24 protein-coding genes are annotated in these 24156 nt (G+C 65.7%); 15 read left to right on the forward strand and 9 right to left on the reverse strand.

Features of this window, described 5'->3' with window-relative positions; translation table 11 throughout:
• The first annotated feature begins 62 nt into the window (after nucleotides 1–62).
• Genes KM031_RS15825 through KM031_RS15840 form a run of 4 tightly spaced genes read left to right on the forward strand, consistent with a single transcriptional unit; the run spans nucleotide 63 to nucleotide 4424 of the window.
• A complete protein-coding gene (locus KM031_RS15825) occupies nucleotides 63–431 on the forward strand; it encodes a response regulator transcription factor (RefSeq protein WP_215504494.1) in 369 nt (122 codons plus the stop codon).
• Nucleotides 428–703 (forward strand): hypothetical protein, encoded by a 276-nt coding sequence (locus KM031_RS15830; protein ID WP_215504493.1) that lies wholly within the window; start codon nucleotides 428–430, stop codon nucleotides 701–703. The genes KM031_RS15825 and KM031_RS15830 overlap by 4 nt, the downstream gene beginning before the upstream one ends.
• On the forward strand, nucleotides 703–3402 hold the full coding sequence (locus KM031_RS15835) for an ATP-binding protein (RefSeq protein WP_215504492.1): 2700 nt from the start codon (nucleotides 703–705) through the stop codon (nucleotides 3400–3402). Before KM031_RS15830 ends, KM031_RS15835 begins: the two co-directional genes overlap by 1 nt.
• Nucleotides 3403–3458: 56 nt before the next feature.
• Nucleotides 3459–4424, forward strand: coding sequence for a FliM/FliN family flagellar motor switch protein (locus tag KM031_RS15840; RefSeq protein WP_260692001.1), 966 nt, complete (start codon nucleotides 3459–3461; stop codon nucleotides 4422–4424).
• An 11-nt stretch (nucleotides 4425–4435) separates the two neighbouring features.
• Here KM031_RS15840 and KM031_RS15845 read toward each other — a convergent pair whose 3' ends face one another.
• The gene (locus tag KM031_RS15845; protein WP_215504490.1) at nucleotides 4436–4852 is read right to left on the reverse strand and encodes a protein tyrosine phosphatase family protein; all 417 of its coding nucleotides are present in this window, start codon (nucleotides 4850–4852) and stop codon (nucleotides 4436–4438) included.
• A gap of 111 nt (nucleotides 4853–4963) precedes the next feature.
• Nucleotides 4964–5827, reverse strand: coding sequence for an MBL fold metallo-hydrolase (locus KM031_RS15850; protein WP_215504489.1), 864 nt, complete (start codon nucleotides 5825–5827; stop codon nucleotides 4964–4966).
• A gap of 153 nt (nucleotides 5828–5980) precedes the next feature.
• Between KM031_RS15850 and KM031_RS15855 the strand changes: the two genes are divergently transcribed.
• From KM031_RS15855 to KM031_RS15865, 3 genes are all read left to right on the forward strand, one after another.
• Nucleotides 5981–6298 carry a TraR/DksA family transcriptional regulator gene (locus KM031_RS15855; RefSeq protein ID WP_215504488.1) on the forward strand — a complete coding sequence of 106 codons (318 nt, stop codon included), beginning with the start codon at nucleotides 5981–5983 and terminating at the stop codon, nucleotides 6296–6298.
• 11 nt (nucleotides 6299–6309) lie between these two features.
• A complete protein-coding gene (locus tag KM031_RS15860) occupies nucleotides 6310–6492 on the forward strand; it encodes a hypothetical protein (protein WP_215504487.1) in 183 nt (60 codons plus the stop codon).
• Nucleotides 6493–6606: 114 nt separating this feature from the next.
• A complete protein-coding gene (locus tag KM031_RS15865; RefSeq protein ID WP_215504486.1) occupies nucleotides 6607–8454 on the forward strand; it encodes an enoyl-CoA hydratase-related protein in 1848 nt (615 codons plus the stop codon).
• Here the strand turns inward: KM031_RS15865 and KM031_RS15870 are convergent.
• A complete protein-coding gene (locus tag KM031_RS15870; protein ID WP_215504485.1) occupies nucleotides 8434–8649 on the reverse strand; it encodes a hypothetical protein in 216 nt (71 codons plus the stop codon). The genes KM031_RS15865 and KM031_RS15870 overlap by 21 nt on opposite strands.
• Nucleotides 8650–8807: 158 nt before the next feature.
• Here KM031_RS15870 and KM031_RS15875 point away from each other — a divergent pair, with 158 nt between their 5' ends.
• Both KM031_RS15875 and KM031_RS15880 read left to right on the forward strand, forming a co-directional pair.
• Nucleotides 8808–9443, forward strand: coding sequence for a malonic semialdehyde reductase (locus tag KM031_RS15875; RefSeq protein WP_246566910.1), 636 nt, complete (start codon nucleotides 8808–8810; stop codon nucleotides 9441–9443).
• A 96-nt stretch (nucleotides 9444–9539) separates the two neighbouring features.
• Nucleotides 9540–9794: a DUF2312 domain-containing protein gene (locus KM031_RS15880; protein ID WP_215504484.1), complete on the forward strand. Its 255-nt coding sequence runs from the start codon at nucleotides 9540–9542 to the stop codon at nucleotides 9792–9794.
• A gap of 39 nt (nucleotides 9795–9833) precedes the next feature.
• Here KM031_RS15880 and KM031_RS15885 read toward each other — a convergent pair whose 3' ends face one another.
• Entirely contained in the window at nucleotides 9834–10706 is an 873-nt protein-coding gene (locus KM031_RS15885) for a hypothetical protein (RefSeq protein WP_215504483.1), read from the reverse strand.
• A 118-nt stretch (nucleotides 10707–10824) separates the two neighbouring features.
• On the opposite strand from KM031_RS15885, the gene KM031_RS15890 reads away from it, so the two are divergent.
• On the forward strand, nucleotides 10825–12465 hold the full coding sequence (locus KM031_RS15890; RefSeq protein ID WP_246566909.1) for an ABC transporter permease: 1641 nt from the start codon (nucleotides 10825–10827) through the stop codon (nucleotides 12463–12465).
• A gap of 48 nt (nucleotides 12466–12513) precedes the next feature.
• On the opposite strand, the gene KM031_RS15895 is transcribed toward KM031_RS15890, so the two are convergent.
• Genes KM031_RS15895 through KM031_RS15915 form a run of 5 tightly spaced genes read right to left on the reverse strand, consistent with a single transcriptional unit; the run spans nucleotide 12514 to nucleotide 17235 of the window.
• Nucleotides 12514–13527: a proline racemase family protein gene (locus tag KM031_RS15895; protein WP_215504481.1), complete on the reverse strand. Its 1014-nt coding sequence runs from the start codon at nucleotides 13525–13527 to the stop codon at nucleotides 12514–12516.
• A gap of 29 nt (nucleotides 13528–13556) precedes the next feature.
• Nucleotides 13557–14342 (reverse strand): ABC transporter permease, encoded by a 786-nt coding sequence (locus KM031_RS15900; protein ID WP_215504480.1) that lies wholly within the window; start codon nucleotides 14340–14342, stop codon nucleotides 13557–13559.
• A gap of 1 nt (nucleotide 14343) precedes the next feature.
• Entirely contained in the window at nucleotides 14344–15174 is an 831-nt protein-coding gene (locus KM031_RS15905) for an ABC transporter permease (protein ID WP_215504479.1), read from the reverse strand.
• 3 nt (nucleotides 15175–15177) lie between these two features.
• Complete coding sequence (locus tag KM031_RS15910) at nucleotides 15178–16197, reverse strand: ABC transporter ATP-binding protein (RefSeq protein WP_215504478.1); 1020 nt, start codon at nucleotides 16195–16197, stop codon at nucleotides 15178–15180.
• Between the two features lie 6 nt (nucleotides 16198–16203).
• On the reverse strand, nucleotides 16204–17235 hold the full coding sequence (locus KM031_RS15915; protein ID WP_215504477.1) for an ABC transporter substrate-binding protein: 1032 nt from the start codon (nucleotides 17233–17235) through the stop codon (nucleotides 16204–16206).
• 138 nt (nucleotides 17236–17373) lie between these two features.
• Between KM031_RS15915 and KM031_RS15920 the strand changes: the two genes are divergently transcribed.
• The 5 genes from KM031_RS15920 to tgt all read left to right on the forward strand — a co-directional run bounded on the left by KM031_RS15920 (nucleotide 17374) and on the right by tgt (nucleotide 24147).
• The gene (locus KM031_RS15920) at nucleotides 17374–18360 is read left to right on the forward strand and encodes a GlxA family transcriptional regulator (RefSeq protein WP_246566907.1); all 987 of its coding nucleotides are present in this window, start codon (nucleotides 17374–17376) and stop codon (nucleotides 18358–18360) included.
• 153 nt (nucleotides 18361–18513) lie between these two features.
• Nucleotides 18514–21363, forward strand: coding sequence for a molybdopterin oxidoreductase family protein (locus KM031_RS15925; protein ID WP_246566906.1), 2850 nt, complete (start codon nucleotides 18514–18516; stop codon nucleotides 21361–21363).
• Nucleotides 21360–22097: a 4Fe-4S dicluster domain-containing protein gene (locus tag KM031_RS15930; RefSeq protein ID WP_215504475.1), complete on the forward strand. Its 738-nt coding sequence runs from the start codon at nucleotides 21360–21362 to the stop codon at nucleotides 22095–22097. The genes KM031_RS15925 and KM031_RS15930 overlap by 4 nt, the downstream gene beginning before the upstream one ends.
• Entirely contained in the window at nucleotides 22094–22957 is an 864-nt protein-coding gene (locus KM031_RS15935) for a dimethyl sulfoxide reductase anchor subunit family protein (RefSeq protein WP_215504474.1), read from the forward strand. Before KM031_RS15930 ends, KM031_RS15935 begins: the two co-directional genes overlap by 4 nt.
• Before the next feature lie 59 nt (nucleotides 22958–23016).
• Complete coding sequence (gene tgt, locus KM031_RS15940; RefSeq protein ID WP_215504473.1) at nucleotides 23017–24147, forward strand: tRNA guanosine(34) transglycosylase Tgt; 1131 nt, start codon at nucleotides 23017–23019, stop codon at nucleotides 24145–24147.
• Nucleotides 24148–24156 lie beyond the last annotated feature (9 nt).

Raw genomic sequence — 24156 nt, forward strand, 5'->3', positions numbered from 1 at the left:
ATAGTCTGCCGCAGGGGCGCTGCCTGCGGGTGGCGGAGGGATGTAGCGGAGGGAACGCGATCTTGGCGCGCCATGCCATGCTGATCGAAGACGAGCCGAATATCGCGGAGGCGATCCGCTTTCTGCTGCACCGGGATGGCTGGCAGGTGTCGGTGCTGGGCGAGGGGGGCAGTGCCGAGGCGCGGGTGCGCGAGGCGCGCCCGGATCTGGTGATCCTGGATCTGATGCTGCCGGGGCGCTCCGGGCTGGAAATCCTTCAGGGCCTGCGGGCCGATCCGCTGACCCAGGGCCTGCCGGTGATGATGCTGACCGCCAAGGGGCAGGGCCGCGACCGGGCGGCAGCAGAACAGGCCGGGGCCGATCTGTTCATGGCCAAGCCGTTTTCCAATGCCGAATTCGTGGCGGCGGCACGGTCGCTGATCCCGGTATGAGGCGGCGGCGCGGGCCGGTGTTTCTGGCGCGGCGCAGCTATCGCTTGCGCCGGATGCGCGATGCCGCCCGCCTGTTGCCGATTGCGGGGGCGTTTCTGTTCATGCTGCCGATCCTCTGGTCGCCGGGCGAGAGTGCGGGGCAGGATACCGCGCCGGACGGGATGTATCTGTTCGGGGTCTGGTTCTGCCTGATCCTTGCGGCGGCACTGATGTCGCGCGGGCTGCGCGCGGCATCGGCGGATGACCCTGCCGGGGCGGAGGGCGACGGCTGATGCCTTTCAACCTGCTGGTTCTGGCCTGCCTGACCTATGTGATCTTCTTGTTCCTTGTGGCCTTCATGGTGGAACGCCGGGCGGCGCAGGGGGCGGCGCGCTGGCTGCGCTCGCCGCTGGTCTATACGCTGTCGCTCAGCATCTATTGCACGGCCTGGACCTTTTACGGCGCGGTCGGCTATGCGGCGCGGTCGGGGCTGGAGTTCCTGACCATCTATCTGGGGCCGACTCTGGTGTTCGTGGGCTGGTGGTGGATCCTGCGCAAGCTGGTGCATATCGGGCGGCAACAGCGCGTCACCTCGATTGCTGACATGATTTCAAGCCGTTACGGCAAGTCGAACCTGCTTGGCGTGATCGTGACGGTGATCTGTGTGGTGGCGGCAACGCCCTATATCGCGCTGCAACTGCAATCGGTGACACTCAGCTTCGGGGTGTTTGCCGCCGCGGGTTCCTATGGCTGGGCGATGCCCGATACCAATTCCACCGCCTTCTGGGTGGCCTGCGGTCTTGCGCTGTTCACCATCCTGTTCGGCACCCGCAATCTGGATGCGAATGAACAGCATACCGGGGTGGTGACGGCGATTGCGGTGGAGGCGGTGGTCAAGCTGGTGGCGCTGCTGGCGGTTGGCATCTTTGTGGTCTGGTTCGTGGCCTCGGGCCCGGCCGACATCATCATGCGCATCAATTACTCCAAGATCGCGGATTGGGATCTGGTGCCGTCGCGCTGGGCCGGGCTGACCTTCCTGTCGGCGGCGGCGGTGATCACGCTGCCGCGCATGTTTCAGGTGCTGGTGGTGGAAAACAGCGACGAGCGGCATCTGGCGACCGCCAGCTGGGCCTTTCCGCTCTATCTGCTGGGCATGAGCCTGTTCGTGGTGCCGATTGCGGTGGTGGGGTTGCAGGTGCTGCCCGCCGGGGCGAACCCCGATCTGTTCGTGCTGACCCTGCCGCTGAGCCAGGGGCAGGGCGGTCTGGCGATGCTGGCCTTTCTGGGCGGGTTTTCCTCTGCCACATCGATGGTGATCGTGGCGGCGATTGCGCTGGCGACCATGGTGTCGAACCACATCGTGATGCCGCTGTGGTTGAGCATGCGGCCCGCGCAATCGGTTTCGGGCGATGTGCGGCGGCTGGTGCTGCTGTCGCGCAGGCTGTCGATCGCCGGGGTTCTGGGGCTGGGCTATCTTTACTTCGCGCTGTCGGGCGGTTCGGCGGCGCTGGCGGCCATCGGGCTGATTTCCTTTGTCGGCGTGGCGCAGATGCTGCCTGCGATGCTGGGCGGCATCTTCTGGCGCGGGGCGACCCGGCAGGGGGCGGCGCTGGGGCTGGTGCTGGGCTTTGTGGTCTGGGGGTATACGCTGTTCCTGCCCAGTTTCGGGCCGGATGGCGTATTGCCGCTGTCGCTGTTCCAGCACGGGCCCTTCGGGATCAGCTGGCTGCGCCCCCGCGCGCTGTTCGGGGTGGAGGGCATGGATCCGCTGGTCCATGCACTGTTCTGGAGCCTGGTGATCAACACCACCGCCTTCACGCTCGGATCGCTGCTCAGCTTTCCGGGGCCGGTGGAGCGGGTGCAGGGGCTGGCCTTTGTGAATGTGTTCGATACCGAACGGGCCGAGCCGCGTGGCTGGGCCCAGGGGCAGGCCGAACCCGAGGCGCTTCTGGTGATGGCGCAGCGGATTCTGGGCGATGAAGCGGCGCTGAATTTCTTTGAGGCGCAGGCCCGCGCGCAGGGAATGGAAGGGTATCTGCCCGATCCAGTGCCGGAATTTCTGGGCGCGCTGGAACGGCGGCTGGCCAGTTCGGTGGGCGCGGCCACCGCCCATGCGATGATTTCGGAACTGGCCGGGCGGGCGCGGGTGACGGTGGCCGATCTGATGCGGGTGGCGGATGAAACCGCGCAGATCATGGAATATTCCAGCAAGCTGGAAAGCCAGCGTGAAGAAATGACCCGCACCGCCCGCCAATTGCGCGAGGCGAATGAAAAACTGACGCAGATTTCGGTGCAGAAGGATGCGTTTCTCAGCCAGATCAGCCATGAATTGCGCACGCCGATGACCTCGATCCGCGCGTTTTCCGAGATCATGATGGAAGGCGACATGCCGCCCGAGATGGCCGAAAACTATGCGCGTATCATCCATGAAGAGGCGATCCGTCTGACGCGGCTGCTGGATGATCTGCTGGATCTGTCGGTGCTGGAAAACGGCACGGTGCAATTGAATCTGAAACTCGCCAACCTGTCGGAGCTTCTGGATAAATCCCTGCGTGCGGCGGCGCATACCAAACCCGAGCGGCTGTTTTCGATCAGCCGCGACCTGCCCGCCGAGGCGATTTTCCTGCGCACCGACCCTGACCGGCTGGCGCAGGTGTTCATCAACCTGATCTCCAACGCGCGCAAATATTGCGATGCGGCGCGGCCCGAGCTACGCATTTCGGTGCGGCAGAAGGGGGCGCGGGTGGTGGTGGATTTCATCGACAATGGTGGGGGGATTCCCAAGGACAGTCAGGCGCTCATCTTCGAGAAATTCGCCCGGCTGACCGATCAGACCCGCGCCGGCGGGGCTGGGCTGGGGTTGGCGATCTGCCGCGAGATCATGGCCAATCTGGGCGGCTCCATCAGCTATCTGCCCGGGCAGCGCGGCGCGGCCTTCCGGGTGACGCTGCCGTTGCGGCTGGAAAAAATGCCGCCCGAGGTTGCTGCGTAACGCTTTGGTAAGACTGTTCTGCGACCAAGAGAAGGATGGTGGCAAGGAAGCGGTCCGTGGATCAGGGTGTGATCAGGCGAAAACTGACAGCGGTTCCGGCGGCGCAGGCGATGGCCGAGGGCGGGGCCGCGCGCGTCTGGCCACTGGCGCTGGCGCGGACGGCGCGTGACCGGCTCGGCCTTGGGCTCGACTGCGGGCCGGTGCGGCTGGATCGGTTCTCGTTGGCGGAATTGCTGGATCTGCCGCCCGACCGGGCGCTGATCGCGGTGCTGGAAGGCCCGCGCAATGCGATGGGGGTGCTGATCCTCAGCCCCGAGGTGCTGGCCGCCGTGATCGAAATGCAAACCCTGGGCAAGGTGACGCAGCAGCCGCTGATCCAGCGCAGGCCGACACGGACCGATGCCGCAATGGTGGCCGACTATCTGGATGCGGTGCTGATCGCGTTTGAAACCGCGCTGGCGGCGGATGCCGATCTGGTCTGGACCGACGGCTTTCGCTACGCCTCGTTTCTGGAAGAGGCGCGGCCACTGGCGCTGATGCTGGAGGATACGGCCTATAAGGTGCTGCGCTGCGACTGCGATCTGGGCGGGGCGCGGCAGGGCGGGCTGGTGCTGGCGCTGCCCGCCGAGGGGCATGGGCGGCGACCGGAGCGGGCGCAGGCGCAGCTCGCGCCGGATCCGGGGCTGCGTATGCAGTTTTCGTCAGATCTGCAGGCGCAGGTTCTGGCGGCAGAGGTGCGGGTTCAGGCGGTTCTGCACCGTGTCAGCCTGCCGCTGTCGGCGGTTCTGGCCTTGCAGCCCGGCGATCTGCTGCCCCTGCCCACCGCCGCGCTCGACCGGATCGAACTGGCGGGGCAGGATGGGCTGAAGCGCGGTTTGGGCAAGCTGGGCCAGCATCGCGGCATGCGGGCCATCCGCCTGCTGGCCGATGATCAGGCGGCGATGCCGACGCCCGCCTTGCCGCAAAGCGCCGATCCGGTGCCCGCACCACCCGCCCGGCTTCCGCTGACGGGAACGGGCTGATGCGGTGGAGGTCAGGCCTGTTCCAGCGTCGGGCGCAGCCAGTCGAGGCTATAGCCGAAGCGTGCCGGAATGCCGATCAGATCATCCGCACTCATCCGCCCTGCATGGGCCAGCGCCCAGACGACGGAGGAGCGGTTGCCCGAGGCGCAATAAGCAAAGACCGGCCCGGCGGCGCTGTCGATCGCCTGACGCTGCGCCGTCACATTGGCCTCGGTCAGCGCGCCGCCGATCACCGGATTGGCGACAAAGGTCAGCCCCAGCGCCTCGGCTGCCGCGCGCATGGCGGCCGTGTGCAGCGCGCCGGGGATTTCAGCATCCGGGCGGTTGTCGATCACCGTGACGTAACCTGCGGCCTTGATCGCGGGCAGATCCTCCGGCGTGATCTGCGGCGATACGGCATAGCTCGGGGTCAGGGCGCGGATGTCCATGGGCCTTCGGTCCTTCAGGCAGGCAGCCGGTCGATGCGGCGGCAGTTTACGGGTGAGCGGAGCATATCCGCCCGCATCAGGAATAGGAAGGGCAGCCCGCTTTTGCAGGCGCTACAGCCCGTTCAGCGGCACTTTCAGATAGCGCAGGCCATTGTCCTCGGGCTCTGGCATCTGGCCCGCGCGCATGTTCACCTGCAGCGACGGGATGATCAGTCGGGGCATGGCCAGCGAGGCATCCCGGCGCTGCCGCATGGCCACGAACTCTGCCTTGTCGCGCCCGGCCCCGATATGCACATTGCGGGCCCTCTGCTCGCCCACAGTGCTCTCCCAGGCAAAGACCTCGCGTCCGGGGGCCATGTAATCATGGCAGACAAAGATGCGGGTGGCATCGGGCAGGCGCAGGATCTTCTGCACCGAATCATAAAGATCTTCTGCCGATCCGCCCGGAAAATCACAGCGCGCCGTGCCGAAATCGGGCATGAACAGCGTGTCCCCGACAAAGGCGGCATCGCCGATCACATAGGTCAGGCAGGCGGGCGTATGGCCCGGCGTGTGCAGCACATCGCAACGCATCTGGCCGATCTGCAGGCTGTCGCCATCGCGGAACAGCCGGTCAAACTGGCTGCCGTCGCGCTGGAACCGCGTGCCCTCGTTGAAGATCTTGCCGAAGGTCGCCTGCACAACGGTGATCCGGTCGCCAATGCCGATCTTGCCGCCCAGACGCTCTTGAATATAGGGCGCGGCAGACAGGTGATCGGCATGGACATGGGTTTCAAGGATCCATTGCAGATCAAGATCTTGCGCCTCGATCTGCGCAATCACGGCATCGGCGGAACGGGTATCGGTCCGACCGGAGGCATAGTCGAAATCCAGAACGGAATCGACAATGGCGCAGGCCCGCCCTTCGGGTTCGCGCAGCAGATAGGTGATGGTATTGGTCGCTTCGTCAAAAAACGCGGTGACATGGGGCGACATCGGCGGGCCTCGCAGGCTTGGTTCGCGAAGGATATAGGTCCGCCGGATATATTTCAAGTTTTGAATGTGAATTTCTCGCCGGGGATTGACCTGCATCAAGGCTGGCGCAGGCAAAGCCCCTAGTCTGAAACTGTCAGGATAAAGGAGACAGCCATGGCCACGCTGGCAGAACGCAAGACACAGCTTGAACGGCGGCTGGGCACATTGCAGGCGCGGCTGACCGCCATCGAGGCCGAACTGGACAGCCATCAGGCGCAAGACTGGGAAGAGCTGGCGGTCGAACGGGAAACCGATGAGGTGCTGGAGGGCATGGGCCTCTCGGGCCAGCAGGAAATCCGCATGATCGAGGCGGCGCTGGGGCGGATCGCGGCGGGGGATTACGGGACATGCACCAAATGCGGGGCAGAGATCGGCGAGGCGCGGCTGAACGTGCTGCCCTTCACGCCCTTCTGCCGGAACTGCGCAACATGAGGGAGGTTCAGATGCCAAAATCACAGACCGAGGGCGCGGGGCTTCTGGCCCTGTTGTCGGAAATGCAGGCGCTGATGGGTATTCTGCCGGTCAGGCCGCAGCCGGTGCCGCAGCCTGAGAGCGGGCGCGCCGAAGATGTGGCCCGCGCCGAGGAGGATGTGGTGGAGGCCGGTTTCGACAATATGCCGGTCTGAGCCGCGATACGGCGGAAATCGGCGTGTTATCAAGGCAAAGCCGCGAAGGCGGGATTGCCAAGCGCCCCGTTTGGATTCTTAACTGATCCGGTGGGAATGCAGGGGGCACTCAGGATGGATCAGCAGGCAGGGCCGCTGCGGCAAGAGCGTCATGGCGCAGTGCTGGTGCTGGTGATCGACGCGCCGCCGGTGAATGCGCTGGGTCATGCGCTGCGTGCCGCACTGTGGCAGGCCATCGAGGTCGCCGAGGCGGATGCGACGGTGGGGGCGGTGCTGATCCGCGCCGCTGGCCGCACCTTTCCGGCGGGGGCCGACATCAGCGAATTCGGCCAGCCGCCGCGCGCGCCGCAATTGCCAGACCTGTGTGACCGGATCGAGGCCTGCCCCAAGCCGGTGCTGGCGGCGATCCACGGCACGGCGCTGGGCGGCGGGTTGGAACTGGCGCTCGCGGCCCATGCGCGTATTGCGCGGGCCGATGCGATGCTGGGCCTGCCCGAGGTGACGCTGGGCATCCTGCCGGGGGCGGGCGGCACGCAACGGGTGCCGCGGCTGATCGGGGCCGAGCAGGCGCTGCGGCTGATGCTGACGGGCAAGCCGGTTCCTGCGGCCGAGGCGCTTGCGCTTGGGCTGCTGGATGGTGTGGTCGAGGATGGTCTGGAGGTGGCGGCGCTGCGGCTGGCCGAAGGGCTGGTGGGGCGGCGGCTGACGGCAACGCGCGACCGACGCGAGGGGATGCGCGATGGCGCAGCCTATCAGGCGGCGGTGGCGGCGGCGCGACTGGCGCAGGCGGGGGCACGGTTGCCCGCCGGGGCGCGGATCGTGGATTGCGTGGAGGCGGCGCAGTTGCTGCCGATCGAACAGGGAATGGTGTTTGAACGCGCCGCCTTTGCCGATCTGGTGGCCACACCCGAGGCCGCCGGTCTGCGCCATGCGTTTTTCGCCGAACGGGCTGCCGCGCGCTTCCCCGAGGCCAAGGCCGAAGCCCGGCCCGTTGCGCAACTGGGCGTGATCGGCGCGGCAGGATCGGATCTGGCGCTGCTGGCGCTTCAGGCCGGATGTCCGGTGGTGCTGGTGGAGCCGAACCGCCCTCAACTCGTTGAGGCGCTGGAGCGGATCGCTGCCGCTCAGGAAACCGCCGTGCAGGAGGGGCGGCTGACCCCTGCGGCCCGCGATGCGGATTGGGAGCGGCTGACCCCTGCGCTGGGTGCGGCGGCGCTGGCCGACAGCGATCTGGTGCTGGTGGCAGATGCGGGTCTGCTGGCCGAGGCCGCCGAAGCGGCGCCGCCCGGCGCGGTGCTGGCGCTGACCGGGCGGGGGGCGCTGCCGGACAGCCCGCGCGCCAGTGACATGATCGGCCTGCGGCTGGTGGGCGGGCGGCTGGCAGAGCTGGCGGTCGGGCCGCAGACCGCGCCCGAAGCCGTGGCCACGGCGCGGGCGGTGGCGCGGCGGCTTGGGCTGCTGTGCCTGCGCGCGGCGGCTCCGGGGGGCATTGCCGGGCGGGTGATGCTGGCTGGACGGGCGGCGGTGACGCATCTTCTGGCACAGGGCGAGGCTCCGGCACGGGTGGCCGGGGCGCTGCGCGGCTTTGGCCTGCCACAGCTTGCGCCCGAGGCCGCGGCGGAAGCGCCTGAAACCGGTGCATCGGCGGGGCGGATCATCGCGCAGGTGCTGAGTGCTATGGCCAATGAGGGCGCGCGCCTGCTGGAGCGGGGGATTGCACAGCGCGCCTCGGATATCGACTTTGCGCTGGTGGCGGGTCTTGGTTTTCCGCGCTGGCAGGGTGGCCCGATGTTCTGGGCGGATCAGCGCGGTTTGCTGATCCTGCGTCGTGATCTGGCGGAATGGGGGCAGGAAGCGCCCGAGATCTGGGCGATGGCCCCGCTGATTGCCGATCTGGCTGCGCAGGGCGGCCATTTTGCCGACCATGCCGCGCAGGCGGGATCAGGCCAGAAGGATGCCTGACACCACCAGCATCAGCCCCAGTGCCGACAGACCAAGCGCGCCCATGTTCACGATGACCACACGCTGAAGCCGGGCGCGCAGCTCTTCGTCATTGGACGAGGTCTTGCGCGCTTTCAGCGCCATCAGGATGCACCAGATCAGCCCGACAATTCCGGCAAGTGCGACGACCGCGCCAATGACGATCAAGATTTGCATGGCAGCCCCTTGTTTTCGGCGGTGGCGCAAGGCCACTCTGTCCCTTGCCCTGTCCGGGATTATATGCACCCTGCGCCTTCGCGGCGCTTGTCCTAGGGCGTAGCCGAGGGGCTGCGCGCTGGCAAGTCCTGCGTTGATATCGGGCGAAAGGAATGGACATGGCAGATCAGGAGACGGTGGCGCGGATCGAGGCGGCACGGGCGGAAATGCCCGCCTTGCCACAGGCAGGGTTGGATCTGCTGTTCGAGGTGGCGCAGACCCATACCGGCTGGCAGGACCGCCCGGTTGCACCCGCCTTGCTGGAACAGGTGCTGGATCTGGCCAAGATGGGGCCGACCGCGATGAACCAGCAACCGCTGCGGGTGATCTTCGTGCAATCGACCGAGGCGAAGGCCCGGCTGGCCCCGGCGATGAGCAAGGGCAATCTTGACAAGACCATGGCCGCACCCGCGACCGCGATCATGTGTTACGATCTGGAATTCTGGCGCAATCTGCCGGAGCTCTGGCCCCATGCTGATGTCAGCGCGGGTTTCCGTGACAAGCCCGAGGTGGCGCGCGACAATGCGCAGCGCAACGGCACGCTTCAGGCCGGATATTTCATCATGGCGGCGCGGGCGCTGGGCTTGGATTGCGGGCCGATGGGCGGATTTGACCGGGGCAAGGTGGCCGCCGCCTTTCTGGACGGGCGGCCCTGGGAGGTGAACTTTCTGATCAATCTCGGTTATGGCGATGCCAGCCGCGTGCATCCCCGCAACCCCCGGCTGCCTTTCGCCCGTATGGCCGAGGTGCTGTGAGCGGGCGCTTGATCCGCTTCCGGTCCGGCGCTAGGGAAGGGGCAAGCGCCGGGCCAGACCCGTCCGGCCCCCCGGATCCCCAATGCAGAGGCAAAGATGAGCGACCTGAACGACGCCTATAACGTGACCGCAGACGAGCTGAAGCAATTCATCGAACGTTTCGAACAGCTTGAGGCGGAAAAGAAAGATGTGGCCGAACAGCAGAAAGAGCTGATGGCCGAAGCCAAGGGCCGGGGCTATGACACCAAGGTTCTGAAAAAAGTCGTCGCCCTGCGCAAACGCAGCGCCGATGACATTGCCGAAGAAGAGGCGATCCTGGATCTCTACAAGGCCGCCCTCGGGATGCAATAAGACAAGCGGGGCCTTAGGGCCCCGTTTTTTTCTGCCGGATCAGGGTTCCAGATAGGTCACGCCGGGCAGGGTGGCGATATAGGCCATGTCGCGCTCGTATTGTTCGGTCATCTGCGCCACCAGATCATCGGTCCAGCCGGGCAGGGCGAACTGCATGTCCACCTGTTCCGGGCGGGCGAATTTGTCGAGAAAGGCCGAAACGATGCGCCGGCGCTGCGGAATGGTCTGCGGCGGGTGGCTGTCCATATAGGCGACCATGCGGCGCATCCCGTCTGCCGTCATCAGGGTCGCCAGCAGGTCCGTGCTGTCCTCCAGTTCCAGCGCTTCGGAATGGCCCGACACGCTTTGCAGCACCTCCGGCCAGATCAGCGGCGTATCCTCATCAGCCCAGACAAAGACCGGCACATCGGGGTTGCGCGCGCGCAGGCTCAGGATCAGGTCAGACCAGCGCAGCAGGGCCGGATCGGTGCCTTCGATGAATTCGTTATAGTCGCGGCCGCGCTGGCGGCGGTGCAGTTCCGGCAGATAGGTGGCGGGATTGCGCAGGCCCAGATGGAACTCGGCCTCGATCTCGGGGAAAATCTGGGTGATAGCGCGCATCCGCTCGCCGCCGGTGCGATACAGCGCGCCGCGCACCGCCCAGGCCGGGAAGGCCAGAAAATTCTCCCATGACAGGATCAGGCGCTCGGCCACTTCGGCCTCCATGATCTGATCCAGCACGATGGCCTGGGTTTCCTGCGTGGCCGCCTGTCCCTTGAGCTGAATGGCCGTGTCGCGGATCAGCGCGCGATAGCGGTTCGGATGCGGCACCTCGATGCCTTCGGCGGCCAGCGCGGCTGCATTCTTGTGCAGGGTCCGCACAAGGCGGTCGTCATCCGTGCAATGGACGCCGAGATGGTAGGCAATGCGCATCTGAAGGGCCTGTCTGGCAATTGGTGCTCTTGTGCGCTGACTATACGGGCTTTTCTGGACAGTTAAACCGCTTTCCTGTAAGCGGGCGGGCAATATGACCCAGCAAAACAGTCAGAGAATGCCGCGCAAAGCGGGGCGTCGGCCCGGAATGCCCGATCTGTGGTCGCTTGGCGCGGCGGGGATCGGGCTGGTGGTGCTGGCCCCGCTGCTGTCGGTGCTGTGGATCGCCTTCCATCCCACCGAAAACATCTGGCCGCATCTGATGGCGACGGTGATGCCGCGCTATATGGCGGCAACGGCGCAGCTGATGCTGGGGGTCGGGGTGCTGACGGCGCTGGCGGGCACCGGGGCGGCGTGGCTGGTGGTGATGTATCGCTTTCCGGGGTCGCGCTATCTGGATCATGCGCTGCTGTTTCCGCTGGCGGTGCCCGCCTATGTCGGGGCCTATGCGCTGGTCGATTTTCTGGATTATTCCGGGGCGTTGCAGGTGTCGCTGCGGGCGGTGACCGGCTGGCGCACGGCGGCGGATTACTGGTTTCCGGCGATACGTTCGCCCGCGGCGGCCATCGTGGTGCTGTCGGCGGCGCTGTATCCCTATGTCTATCTGCTGGCCCGCGCGGCGTTTCGCGAACAGCCCGGCGGATCCTACGAGGTGGCACGGGCGCTGGGGGCAGGGCCTTGGGGCGTGTTCTTCCGGGTGGGCCTGCCGCTGGCTCGCCCGGCCATTGCGGCGGGGGTGGCGCTGGCGCTGATGGAAACGGTGGCCGATTACGGCACGGTGGCGCATTTTGGTGTGCAGACGCTGACCACCGGCATCTTTTCAACCTGGCTGACGGCGGGCAATGCGGGCGGGGCGGCGCAGATTGCGGGCGTGGCGCTGGTGGTGATCGTGCTGCTGCTGTCGCTGGAGCGGGTAAGCCGCCGCAACGCGCGTTTTCACGGCTCGGCCCGGCAGGCGCGCCCGGTCTCGCCGCAGGTCTTGCGCGGCTGGCGCGGCTGGCTGGCGACCGGCCTGTGCCTGATCCCCTTCGGCATGGGTTTTGTGCTGCCGGTGGCGGTGATGGGCGGGCACGCGCTGCGCCATCCCGAAAGCTGGCTGGCACCGGGTTTGCTGGCGGCGCTGGGCAATACGCTGATGGTGGGTGGCACGGCGGCAGTGCTGACGGTCGCGGCGGCGCTGTTTCTGGTCTATGGACTGCGCATGGCGGGGCGCGGTGTGCCGCGCTGGATCCTGCCGGTGACGGCGCTGGGCTATGCGGCACCGGGGGCGGTGCTGGCGCTGGGGCTGCTGATCCCGCTGGCGGCGCTGGATCACCGGCTGGCCGATGCGGTGCTGGCGCTGAGCGGCTGGGATCCGGGCCTGATGCTCACCGGCACCTCGGCCGCCATCGTGCTGGCCTATGTGGTGCGCTTTTTCGGCATTGCACAGGGCGCGGTCGATGCGGCCTTCGGGCGGGTCTCGCCCAATCTGCCGCTGGCGGCGCGGGCGCTGGGCCGATCGGCGGGCGGTGTGCTGCGCGAGGTCTATCTGCCGATGATGCGCGGCTCGGTGGCGACGGCGCTGCTGGTGGTCTTTGTCGATTGCGTGAAAGAGCTGCCCGCAACCCTGTTGCTGCGCCCGTTCAACTTCAACACGCTGGCGACGCGGGTGCATGAGCTGGCCAGTCTGGAGCGTCTGGGCGATGCCGCCCCCGCCGCGCTGCTGGTGATGGGGGTCGGTCTGGCGGCGGTGGCGCTGATGGCGCGCACCCATCGCTGAGGGGCTGGCAGGGGACAAGTGCCCCCTGCCATTGCGGTGTCAGAAGGATCAGAGCACCTGGAAACCGGCCCCGACCGGATCGTCGCGGTTGATGACCCAGCGCGCCGTGCCCAGAATCTCTGCCGTGCCCTTGACGGTGGGGCGGATGGCGCGGGTGTTGCCCAGTCTGGTTTCGCCCAGAATACTGCCCTCGAACACACCGGAACCAAGAAGCCCTTCCGAGGTGATGGTCTGCCCGACCTGCATCTCGCCCCGCGCCTCGAACATCGCCATCATCGCGCTGGTGCCGGTGCCCCCGGGCGAGCGGTCAAGCTGCCCGGCGCTGAACACATGGACATTCTTGTAGAAGGCGCCCGCGATGCTGGGCTCGTGCCAGAAGGTCACGAAGTTCAGGTTGTTGATATGGGCCTCGGTCGGGTGCTGCACCTTCACCTTGGCGCGGATCGCCTCGCGCGCGATCAGGCCCATGCGCGACAGTTCGGTGCCGTTTTCCGGGCCGATCCGCAGGCCGGTGCCGCGCAGGTCGATGATGCCGAAATAATTGCCGCCCCAGACCAGATCCGCCTTCAGGCTGCCATAGCCCGGCAGCTCGAACGCGATGTCCTGTTCGGCCACATAGGCGGGCACGTTTTCAAACCGGGTCCAGAGCACGCGGTCGCCTTCGGTGGCCACTTCGGCCACGACAAGCCCTGCCGTCGTCTCGAACCGGATCCGGGTGAGGCCGGTGGGCGAACGCCGCACGAAACCATGCGCCACCATCGCCATCGCCACCGCAATCGTGCCATGGCCGCACATGTGCGAATATTCCTTGCCGTCGATATAGATCAGGCCGGCATCATAATCTGACGAGGAGGGCGGGGTGAGGAACACGCCGAACATATCGGCATGGCCGCGCGGTTCACGCATCAGCGCCTTGCGGAGCCAATCATAGTTTTCCTCAAGAAAGCTGCGCTTTTCGAGGATGGTCGACCCGGCAGGGTATGGGATGCCGCTGTGGATGATGCACAGGGGTTCGCCTTCTGTATGAGTATAGATCACATCATACACGTCTTGAACGCGCATTGGTCAGTCTCCGAAGATGAGGGTGGGGATCAGGGTTTGGACAGGAAATCCAGACCGATCAGCAGGTCGATCACGATGATCGCGCAGGCTGCGGCAAGGATGGTGAGGGCGGACACCGCCGCAATCGAGGGGTCCACGGAATATTGCACATAGTTGAACAGCTGCACCGGGATCGTGTTGAGCGCGGTGGTGGTGTTGAAGATCGACAGCTCGACGTTGATGAACGAGGTGATGAAGGCAAAGATCGCGCCCGACACCAGACCGGAGCGGATCTGCGGCAACGTCACCCGCCAGAAGGTCGTGGCGGCATTGGCCCCCAGATCGCGCGAGGCTTCCTCCAGCGACAGCTGTTCGGGCGAGAACTGTGGCAGGATGCTGCGCAGCACGAAGGGGGTGACGATCACCACATGCCCGACCAGCAGCGCGGCAAAGCTGCGCACAAGGCCGATGGCCGCACCATATTGCAGCAGCGCCGCGCCCAGCACGATATGCGGCAGCACCAGCGGCGACAGCATCAGCGCCGACAGCAGGCCCTTGCCCCGGAAGGCAAAGCGGGCAATCGCCATGGCCGCAGGCAGTGCCACGATCAGCGCGACCAGCGTGGCCGCCGCCGCCAGAACCGCGCTGTTGAGGAACGAGCGCAGATAGGTGGGATCGTTCAGCACCACCTCATACCAGCGCAGCGTCAGGCCCTCGGGTGGAAAGGCCAGGTATTTGGTTTCGGTCAGCGACCCGCCCACCACCACCAGCAGCGGCAGCAGCAGATAGGCGAGCGTCAGGAATGACACGAGGCGGATTGCGAGGCGGATGGCCATGTCAGCGCGCTCCCAGACGGATGATGACAGAGGACAGGCCGATCAGCGCCAGGGTAAAGACCAGAAGCGTGATCGACAGCGCGCCGCCATAGTTGAAATCGAACACCGTCGCATATTGCTGGAAGGCCAGCATCGACAGCACCGTCACCTTGCCGCCCGACAGCAGGGCCGGGGTTACATAGGCGCTGATCGCCATGGAAAAGACGATGATCGCCCCGGCCATGACCCCCGGCAGGGTGAGCGGGAAGGTCACGCTCCAGAAGGTATGGGCGGGCGTGGCCCCCAGATCGCGGGCGGCATGTTCCAGAACTGGCTCCACCCGCGCCAGCGCATTGCCGATGGTCAGCACGGCAAAGGGCAGCAGGATATAGACCAGCCCGATCAGAATGCCAGTTTCGGTGCCCAGCAGGCGCAGCGGCCGGGCAATCAGGCCAGAGCCGAGTATCGCCTCATTCATCAGCCCGTTGCGGCCCAGCAGCACCATCCAGCCGAACGAGCGCACGATGTTGGAGGTGAACAGCGGCAGGATCAGCAGGATCACGCAGATGCGCCGCCAGGCCTGCCATTGCACCATACGCACCATATACCAGGCCAGCGGATAACCCAGCAGCAGGCACAGCAGCGTGGCAAGCACCGCAAGGCGGAAGGTGACCAGCATCACCGACCAGTGATAGCCATCCAGCAGGATGCGTCCGTAATGGGCAAAGCCAAGGCTGCCCTCGACGGTCAGGCTCGCGACAAACACCACCGCAAGCGGGATCAGGAAAAACGCGGTGAACACGCTGACCGGCAAGGCCAGCAATCCGAACAGCGCCATGCGAGAGGTGAACATGGCTCATCCCTCCAGAATATGCAGATCGGCGGGGCGGAAGGCGCATTGCGCCACCACGCCTTCCGCGATGCCGTCGGGCAGCGGACCATAGAGCCGGGCATGCAGCCGCAGCCCGCCGTCCTGAAGGTAGATATTGCTGGTGCCACCGACATAGGTGATCGTCTCGACCCGGGCCGTCAGCGACAACAGCCCCTCCGGCAGGGTGGCCCCGGCGGCAAACAGCGCCAGATTTTCGGGGCGCAGCACGCCGGTGCGGGGCGCATTGCCCTGCGGGGCGAGGCTCAGGCCAGAGGGTGCCATAGGCAGAAAATTCGCCTCCCCAATGAACTCGGCCACAAAGCGGCTGCGCGGGTGGTGGTAGATCTGCTTGCCGCCGTCGATCTGTTCGATCCGGCCCGCCGACATCACCGCAATCCGGTCTGACATCACCATCGCCTCTTCCTGATCATGGGTCACGAAGATGAAGGTGATGCCCAGGTGCGCCTGAAGCTGTTTCAGCTCGATCTGCATCCGCTTGCGCAATTGCAGGTCCAGCGCGCTCAGCGGTTCGTCCAGCAGCAGAAGCTTCGGGCGGTTGACGATGGCGCGGGCCAGGGCGACGCGCTGTTGCTGCCCGCCCGACATCTGGCGCGGGCTGCGGTCGGCCAGATGTGCCAGCCCCACCATCTCCAGCGCTTCGCGGGCGCGGACGGTGGCGTCATGGCGGTTCGCCCCCGACCGCATCGGCCCGTAAGCCACGTTCTGCAGCACGCTCATATGCGGGAACAGCGCGTAGTTCTGGAACACGGTGTTCAGGGGGCGGTGGTTCGGGGGCAGGCGCGTGATGTCCTGCCCCTCGATCGTGATCTGCCCGGTATCCGCCGAGGTGAACCCGGCAATGATGCGCAGCAGCGTGGTCTTGCCGCAGCCGGATGGCCCGAGCAGGGAAATGAATTCTCCCTGCCCGACATCCAGCGACACGTCATCCAGCGCGCGATAGGCGCTGAAGGATTTGGATATGGCGGAGATGCTGAGAAGGGTCATGGTCTGTCAGTTCGCGATTTCACGGTTCCAGCGGTCGGTCAGGGCGGGGCGCTGGGCGTTCACGGTGGCCCAGTCGAACAGTTTCAGATCCGCCACCGATCCGGTTTCGCCCCAGGGCAGTTTGCGCGCCACATCGGCCGGCAGATCGACACCCGAGATGGCAGGCCCGAGATAGAGGTTCTCGGCAAGGCAGGTGGCCGCTGCCGGGGTCATGGCCGTGTCGATGAACTTTGCCGCCGCCTCGGGGGCCTTGCTGCCCTTGACGATGTGCATCCGCGCATCGGTGGCCCAGACGCCTTCCTTCGGCACGGTAAAGCCGATGGGCAGACCGGCATCAATCAGATCCCAGGCCCCGACGTTGAAATGCGCGCCGATGGCCACTTCGCCATTCTGGAACGCATTGCTGGCCGCGCCCGAGGTGTCATAAAGCAGCCCGGCATCCAGCGTGGCCAGCTTGGCAAATACCGCGTCCTGCGTGCTGTCGCCCGCACCATAGAGGTCGTTCAGAAACAGGATGAACGGCACCCCGGCGGAATTGTTGGGCGAAGGAATGGCGACGGCCCCGGCATAGGCTTCGTCCCACAGCGCATCCCAGCTTTCGGGCGCGCTGGGCACTTCGAGGGTGCTGTAGGTCAGGCCCAGCGAATAATATCCGGCGCTGACGGCAAAGACGTGATCGCCGTTGCGATAGGCGGCCTTTGGCAGCAGCGATTTTGCATGGGCCATCGTCTCCAGCGGGATCGGGGCCAGCACACCGGCGGCCTCTGCGATTTCGCTGATCCCGCCATCCATATAAGCGACATCAATCGTGGCAGCCCCGGCCTGTTGTTGCAGCTTCGACAGCGTGGTGGTGGAATTGCCGATTTCCGCGATCACTGCGATTCCGGTGGTGGCAGTGAACGGCTTGGCCACGCAGGCATCAAAGGCCTCGCCCCAGTTGCCGCCATAATAAGCCACGGTCAGCGTTTCGGCTGACAGCGCCTGTGCGGCGCCGACCAGACCGGCTACGGAGGCAAACAGCATATGTTTCGTGCGCATCGTGTTTTTCCCTGTTGGTGTCGCGGATGTTGATCCATCGCGGTTCTAGGCCTTCTGAGTAGCGCCTATGCTGACATGACTATTGAACGGGGTGGCCATTTATTTGAATATTTTCGACATCACCAGAGGCGAGGCCCCATGACCAATCCCCATCTGACCGGCGGCCAGGATCTGCGCATCGGCTTTTTGTTGTTGAACAAGTTCACCTTGGCGGCCTTTTCCGGCCTGATTGATGCGCTGCGGCTGGCGGCAGATGACGGTGGCAAAAGCCGGCAGATTCGCATCGGCTGGCACGTCATGAGCCATCGGCAAAGCAGTTGCGTATCAAGCTGCGGGGTGCGGGTTGAAACCCTGCCGGATCTGCACCCGCCGGAGGACTTCGATTATCTGGCGATTTGTGGCGGCAACAGCTATTCCGATGAATACCTGATCCCCGCCGTGTCGGATTACATCAAGCAGGCGCATGGGGCAGGGGTGCGGCTGCTGGGGGTCTGCACCGGCAGCTTTGCCATTGCGCGGGTTGGCCTGACCGACGGGCGCACCTATTGTGTGCATTGGAATGTGCTGGATGCCTTTACGGCGCAATTTCCGACCGCGCGCACTTCGGTAGAGCGTATCTTCATCGACGAGGGCGATATCATCACCTGCGCCGGATCGACGGCGGCGATTGATCTGGGGCTGTATCTGATTGCGCGCCATTGCGGGCGCGACCGGGCGCAGCAGGCGATGCGCCACATGATGCTGACCTCGATCCGCTCTCCCAGCGTGCCGCAGGCGCATTTCATGGATCTGCCCACCGGCGAGGCAGAGGTGGACATCCGGGTGCGCAAGGCGCTGCATTTCATGGAGCAGCAGATCGACCATCCGCCCAATGCCAGCGCTATTGCGCGCTATTGCGGCGTCAGCCTGCGGCAGCTTGAGCGGCTGTTTCAGGCCGCCATCGGCATCACGCCGGTGCAGGCCTATCGGCGGATGCGGCTGAACTACGGGCGCTGGTTGCTGGACAACAGCAGCAGTTCGGTGACGGAAATTGCCTATATCACCGGCTTTTCGGATACGGCGCATTTCTCGCGCGAATTCACGCGGGAATTTGCCACCTCGCCCCGGCGCTATCGCAGCCGCTGATTTTTCAGTGGCATATGGGCTGGGGCCATGCGCAGATACCGCTGTGGCAGCGCAGATTTCGGCACAAGCGGCACCTGCGCGTCGCAATCAGAAGAGGCAGCCCGTGCCCTGCCGCGCCATGCTGATCCTGACAGCATCACACAGAGGTAAGGTTTGGCCCCGCAACCGCAGATCGACCTGTCGCCCCCGGTGTCGGACGAGATCCGCCGCACCACCTGTTACATGTGTGCCTGCCGCTGTGGCATCAATGTGCATCTGAAAAGCGGCGCGGTCAGCTATCTCGAGGGCAATCGCGACCATCCGGTGAACAAGGGGGTTCTCTGTGCCAAGGGGGCCTCGGGGATCCAGCAGGTGACGGCCCCGTCGCGGCTGCGCGCGCCCTTGCGCCGGGTCGGGCCGCGCGGGTCGGGTGCCTTCGAGGAAATCAGCTGGGACGAGGCGCTGGCGCTGGCGGTCAGCTGGATGAAACCGCTGCGCGACACCGCGCCCGAGCGTTTCGCCTTTTTCACCGGGCGCGACCAGAGCCAGAGCCTGACCGGCTATTGGGCGCAGATGTTCGGCACGCCCAATTACGCGGCGCATGGCGGGTTCTGCTCGGTCAATATGGCGGCGGCGGGCATCTACACCATGGGCGGCGCGTTCTGGGAGTTCGGCCAGCCGGATTGGGAGCATACGAAGCTGTTCGTCATGTTCGGCGTGGCCGAAGACCATGACAGCAACCCGATCAAGATCGGTCTGGGCAAGCTGAAGGCGCGGGGGGCCAAGGTGATCGGCGTCAATCCGATCCGCACCGGCTATAACGCGGTGGCGGACGACTGGTATGGGGTGACGCCCGGCACCGACGGGCTGCTGATCCTCGCGCTGATCCATTGCCTGCTGGAGGCGGGCAAGGTCGATCTCGATTATCTGGCGCAATGGACCAATGCCGCCTGTCTGGTGAACGAAGATCCGGGGGCGGAACATGGCCTGCTGCTGAAAAACGCCGAACGCCAGCCCTTTGTGATCGACCGGCGCAGCGGGATGCCTGCAAGCTGGGATGGCCGCGATGTGCAGCCCGATCTGGGTGCCACATGGCAGGGGCATCGCACGGTGTTCCGGCATCTTGCGGAACGCTATCTTGCCCCCGACTATGCCCCCGAGGCGGTGGCCGACCGCGTGGGCATTCCGGCGGCGCGGATCCGCGGGCTGGCGGCAGAGCTGGCCGAGGTGGCCTTTGGCGCGCCAGTCGTGCTGGAGCGGCCCTGGGTCGATTTTCGCGGCAACGCACATGCGCGCATGATCGGTCGCCCGGTGAGCTTTCATGCGATGCGTGGCATTTCGGCCCATTCCAACGGGTTTCAGACCGCGCGCGCGCTGCATCTGCTGCAAATCCTGCTGGGCACGGTGGAAACGCCGGGCGGTTATCGCTTCAAGCCGCCCTATCCCAAACCCGTCGAGGCGCATCCCAGCCCGCATTTCCGGGTGACGCCCGGCGCGCCGCTGGACGGGCCGCATCTGGGCTATGTGCGGGGGCCGGAAAGCCTGTGTCTGCATCCCGATGGCCGCCCGGCGCGGATCGACAAGGCCTATAGCTGGGAAAACCCGCTGTCGGCGCATGGGCTGATGCATATGGTGATCCCCAATGCGGTGGCGGGCGATCCCTATCCGATCGACACGCTGTTTCTGTATATGGCGAACATGGCGTGGAATTCGTCGATGAATACCGCCGCCGTGATGGAGATGCTGACCCGGACGGGGGCGGACGGGGCCTATGCCATTCCGCACATCATCTATTCCGATGCCTATGCGTCGGAAATGGTGGCCTATGCCGATCTGATCCTGCCCGATACCACCTATCTGGAGCGGCATGATTGCATCAGCCTGCTGGACCGCCCGATTTCCGAACCGGGGGCGGCGGGTGATGCGATCCGCTGGCCGGTGGTGGAGCCGGACCGCGATGTGCGCGGCTTCCAGTCGGTGCTGATTGATCTGGGCGCGCGGCTGGGCCTGCCCGGCTTTGTCGATGCCGAGGGGCAGCCGCTGTACGCCGATTACGCCGATTACATCACCCGCCATCAGCGCCGCCCCGGTGTCGGGCCATTGATGGGCTATCGTGGCAGCGGCGAGGAGACCGGGCGCGGCGCCCCCAACCCCGATCAACTGGCGCGCTATATCGAAAACGGCGGTTTCTTTCAGGCGCATGTGCCGGAAGATGCCGCCTATTTCAAACCGTGGAACAGCGCCTATCAGGACTGGGCGGTGGAGATGGGGTTTTACGACAGCCCGCAGCCCTATCTGTTCTCGATCCTGTCAGAGCCGATGCGCCGCTTTCAACTGGCCGCCGAAGGGCATGGCCCGATCCAGCCACCCGATGCGCTGCGGGCGCGGCTGAAGCTGGCGATGGACCCGCTGCCCGTCTGGTATCCGCCGCTGGATGATGCGGGCGAGTATCCGATCCATGCCCTGACGCAGCGCCCGATGGCGATGTATCATAGCTGGGGCAGCCAGAACGCCTGGCTGCGCCAGATCCATGGGCACAATCCCCTGTATCTGCCGACGAAACTCTGGCAGGCGCATGGCTTTGCCGAAGGCGATTGGGCGCGCGTCACCTCGCGCAATGGCGAGATCGTGGTGCCGGTGGCGCATATGGCGGCGCTGAATGAGCATACGGTCTGGACCTGGAACGCCATCGGCAAACGCAAGCACGCCTGGGGACTGGACGCCTACGCCCCCGAGGCCACAAGGGGCTTTCTGCTCAACCCGCTGATTTCAGAGCTTTTGCCGGAACGCGGCGATGGGCTGCGCTGGTCGAACTCGGATCCGGTGACGGGGCAGGCGGCGTGGTTCGATCTGCGGGTGCGGATCGAGAAGGCCGCACCGCAGACCGGGTCGCAACCCGCTTTCGCGCCGCTGCCCGATCCGCCGCGCGCAGGCGGCGGGCGCGGAGCGGATCAGGCGCAGGCCAAACCCTTGGCCGGGTTTTTCAGCCGGTTGCTGGGCACTTCGGGAAAGGACACAGCATGACCTGTCTGCCGGGCAAGACCGACCGGGCGCTGGGCCTTGTGATCGACCTTGACACCTGCGTCGGCTGTCATGCCTGCGTGACCGCCTGCAAGGGCTGGAACGATCAGGGATATGGGGTTGCGCTGTCGGATCAGGATCCTTACGGGGCTGATCCCTCCGGCACCTTCCTCAATCGGGTGCACAGCTATCAGCTGACACCCGATGATGCCGCGCCGCAGATCGTGAACTTTCCGCGCTCTTGCCTGCATTGCGCCGATGCACCCTGCGTGACCGTCTGCCCCACCGGGGCCAGTTACAAGCGGGTCGAGGATGGCATCGTTCTGGTGAACGAGGCCGCCTGCATCGGCTGCGGCCTGTGTGCCTGGGCCTGCCCTTATGGCGCGCGCGAACTGGATCAGGCGGCGGGGGTGATGAAGAAATGCACGCTCTGCGTGGACCGCATCTATAACGAAACCCTGCCCGAAGAGGATCGCGAGCCCGCCTGTGTGCGCACCTGCCCGACGGGCGCGCGGCATTTCGGTGATCTGGCCGATCCTGACAGCGCGGTCAGCAAGCTGGTGGCAGAGCGCGGGGGGTATGATCTGATGCCCGAACAGGCGACGCGGCCCACCAATAAATACCTGCCGCCCCGGCGCAAGGATGCCCCGCAGCGCAGCCTGCTGGAGCCGTTGCTGGATGTGCAGGCCACTGGCCTTGCGGGCTGGCTGGACCGGCTGCTGGGGAAACTGCCATGAACCCGGCTCCTTCCGTCATCCTGTTCACCGTGCTGTCAGGTCTGGGCTTTGGTTATCTGGCCCTGCTGGGTTTTGGTATTGTGCAGCCACAGGGCGGATGCGCCTTTCTGGCATGGGGGCTTGGCTATGCGCTGTCCGTGATAGGGCTGCTGGCCTCCACCTTCCATCTGGGGCGGCCCGACCGCGCATGGCGCGCCTTCAGCCAATGGCGCAGCAGCTGGTTGTCGCGCGAGGGATGCGCTGCGGTTGCCACGCTGCTGTTGCTTGCGCCTCAGGCCTTGAGCGATTGGCTCGGGCTTGGCTGGCCGCGGCTGTTTGGCGTGGCGGGGGCGGGGTTGGCGCTGCTGACCGTGCTGTGCACGGCGATGATCTATGCCCAGCTGAAAACCGTGCCGCGCTGGAATCACTGGACCACCGTCGCGCTGTTTCTGGGGGTCAGCCTGACGGGCGGCAGCCTGCTTGCGGCGGAACGCCTGCTGGCGGTGCCGCTGGGGCTGGCGCTGTCGGTGCTGCTGACTATCAGCTTTCGTCTGGGCGACGGGCGGTTTGCGGCGCGGGGGCATGATCTGGCCACAGCCACCGGGCTGCGCCATGCCGCCGTGTTTGAACAGCCGCATACCGGCAGCAATTACCTGACGCGCGAGATGATCTTTGTCGTCGGGCGCAAACATGCACGGCGGCTGCGGGCGATTGCGGTGATCTGCGCCGGGTTGCTGCCCGCGCTGCTGATCGCGCTGGGCAATGGCCCCGCCATGGTGGCGCTGGCGGTGGCGCTGCATCTGCTGGGGGCCTCTGCCGCGCGCTGGCTGTTTTTTGCCGAGGCCGAGCATGTGGTCGGGCTCTATTACGGGCGGCGCTGATCCGGCTTGGCAAAGGCGCGATTTTCGCCCAAAAGGCCCGCTGCAACAGAGGTGGCGCGATGGACGGTAAATTCTCATTCCAGATCAACGGCACGGATGGTCTGGCCCGCACCGGGGTCATTTCCACCCCGCGCGGCGAGATCCGCACCCCGGCCTTCATGCCGGTGGGCACCGCCGCCACGGTGAAGGCAATGCTGCCGGAATCGGTGCGCGCCACTGGGGCGGATATCCTGCTGGGCAATACCTATCACCTGATGCTGCGCCCCACCGCCGAACGCATCGCGCGGCTGGGCGGGCTGCATCAGTTCATGAACTGGCAACGCCCGATCCTGACCGATTCCGGCGGGTTTCAGGTGATGAGCCTCGCCTCGCTGCGCAAGCTGACCGAAGAGGGTGTGCGCTTCTCCAGCCATATCGACGGCAGCAAACACATGCTGTCGCCCGAACGCAGCATGGAGATCCAGAAGCTGCTCGGCTCTGACATCGTGATGTGTTTCGATGAATGTCCGGCCTTGCCCGCCACGGATGAGGCGGTGGCGAAATCCATGCGGCTGTCGATGCGCTGGGCGCAGCGGTCGCGCGATGCCTTTGGCGACCGGCCCGGCCATGCGCTGTTCGGCATCATGCAGGGCGGCGTGAACCGCGAGCTGCGCGCGGAATCGGCCGAAGCGCTGCAGGCCATCGGTTTTGACGGCTATGCGGTGGGCGGTCTGGCCGTGGGCGAGGGGCAAGAGGCGATGTTCGGCGTGCTGGATTATGCGCCGGGCTTCCTGCCGCAGGACAAACCGCGCTATCTGATGGGGGTGGGCAAACCCGATGACATCGTGGGCGCGGTAGAGCGGGGCATCGACATGATGGATTGTGTTCTGCCCTCGCGCTCAGGGCGCACCGGGCAGGCCTGGACGCGGCGCGGGCAGGTCAACATCAAGAACGCCCGCCATCAGGACGACCCGCGTCCGCTGGATGAACATTGCACCTGCCCGGCCTGCCGCAACTACAGCCGCGCCTATCTGCATCATGTGTTCAAGGCGCAAGAGATGATTTCGGGGATGCTGCTGACCTGGCACAACCTGCATTATTTCCAGGAGCTGATGCAGGGTCTGCGCGATGCGATTGCCGCCGGGAATCTCGCGGGCTTTGTCGCCGCCTTCCACGCGCAGCGCGCGGAAGGCGATATTGATCCGCTCTGACCGGGGAGG

Origin of the sequence: Gemmobacter fulvus, from assembly GCF_018798885.1 — a bacterium.
Classification (GTDB): domain Bacteria; phylum Pseudomonadota; class Alphaproteobacteria; order Rhodobacterales; family Rhodobacteraceae; genus Gemmobacter; species Gemmobacter fulvus.

What these genes read in the sequence shown, in the direction of transcription:
- KM031_RS15935 (WP_215504474.1), top strand. Translation starts at nt 22,094, where the DNA reads ATGAACCCGGCTCCTTCCGTCATCCTGTTCACCGTGCTGTCAGGTCTG.
- KM031_RS15915 (WP_215504477.1), bottom strand. Translation starts at nt 17,235, where the DNA reads ATGCGCACGAAACATATGCTGTTTGCCTCCGTAGCCGGTCTGGTCGGC.
- KM031_RS15920 (WP_246566907.1), top strand. Translation starts at nt 17,374, where the DNA reads ATGACCAATCCCCATCTGACCGGCGGCCAGGATCTGCGCATCGGCTTT.
- KM031_RS15865 (WP_215504486.1), top strand. Translation starts at nt 6,607, where the DNA reads ATGGATCAGCAGGCAGGGCCGCTGCGGCAAGAGCGTCATGGCGCAGTG.
- KM031_RS15835 (WP_215504492.1), top strand. Translation starts at nt 703, where the DNA reads ATGCCTTTCAACCTGCTGGTTCTGGCCTGCCTGACCTATGTGATCTTC.
- KM031_RS15860 (WP_215504487.1), top strand. Translation starts at nt 6,310, where the DNA reads ATGCCAAAATCACAGACCGAGGGCGCGGGGCTTCTGGCCCTGTTGTCG.
- KM031_RS15855 (WP_215504488.1), top strand. Translation starts at nt 5,981, where the DNA reads ATGGCCACGCTGGCAGAACGCAAGACACAGCTTGAACGGCGGCTGGGC.
- KM031_RS15830 (WP_215504493.1), top strand. Translation starts at nt 428, where the DNA reads ATGAGGCGGCGGCGCGGGCCGGTGTTTCTGGCGCGGCGCAGCTATCGC.
- KM031_RS15875 (WP_246566910.1), top strand. Translation starts at nt 8,808, where the DNA reads ATGGCAGATCAGGAGACGGTGGCGCGGATCGAGGCGGCACGGGCGGAA.
- tgt (WP_215504473.1), top strand. Translation starts at nt 23,017, where the DNA reads ATGGACGGTAAATTCTCATTCCAGATCAACGGCACGGATGGTCTGGCC.
- KM031_RS15880 (WP_215504484.1), top strand. Translation starts at nt 9,540, where the DNA reads ATGAGCGACCTGAACGACGCCTATAACGTGACCGCAGACGAGCTGAAG.
- KM031_RS15930 (WP_215504475.1), top strand. Translation starts at nt 21,360, where the DNA reads ATGACCTGTCTGCCGGGCAAGACCGACCGGGCGCTGGGCCTTGTGATC.
- KM031_RS15890 (WP_246566909.1), top strand. Translation starts at nt 10,825, where the DNA reads ATGCCGCGCAAAGCGGGGCGTCGGCCCGGAATGCCCGATCTGTGGTCG.
- KM031_RS15910 (WP_215504478.1), bottom strand. Translation starts at nt 16,197, where the DNA reads ATGACCCTTCTCAGCATCTCCGCCATATCCAAATCCTTCAGCGCCTAT.
- KM031_RS15905 (WP_215504479.1), bottom strand. Translation starts at nt 15,174, where the DNA reads ATGTTCACCTCTCGCATGGCGCTGTTCGGATTGCTGGCCTTGCCGGTC.
- KM031_RS15895 (WP_215504481.1), bottom strand. Translation starts at nt 13,527, where the DNA reads ATGCGCGTTCAAGACGTGTATGATGTGATCTATACTCATACAGAAGGC.
- KM031_RS15870 (WP_215504485.1), bottom strand. Translation starts at nt 8,649, where the DNA reads ATGCAAATCTTGATCGTCATTGGCGCGGTCGTCGCACTTGCCGGAATT.
- KM031_RS15845 (WP_215504490.1), bottom strand. Translation starts at nt 4,852, where the DNA reads ATGGACATCCGCGCCCTGACCCCGAGCTATGCCGTATCGCCGCAGATC.
- KM031_RS15900 (WP_215504480.1), bottom strand. Translation starts at nt 14,342, where the DNA reads ATGGCCATCCGCCTCGCAATCCGCCTCGTGTCATTCCTGACGCTCGCC.
- KM031_RS15850 (WP_215504489.1), bottom strand. Translation starts at nt 5,827, where the DNA reads ATGTCGCCCCATGTCACCGCGTTTTTTGACGAAGCGACCAATACCATC.
- KM031_RS15885 (WP_215504483.1), bottom strand. Translation starts at nt 10,706, where the DNA reads ATGCGCATTGCCTACCATCTCGGCGTCCATTGCACGGATGACGACCGC.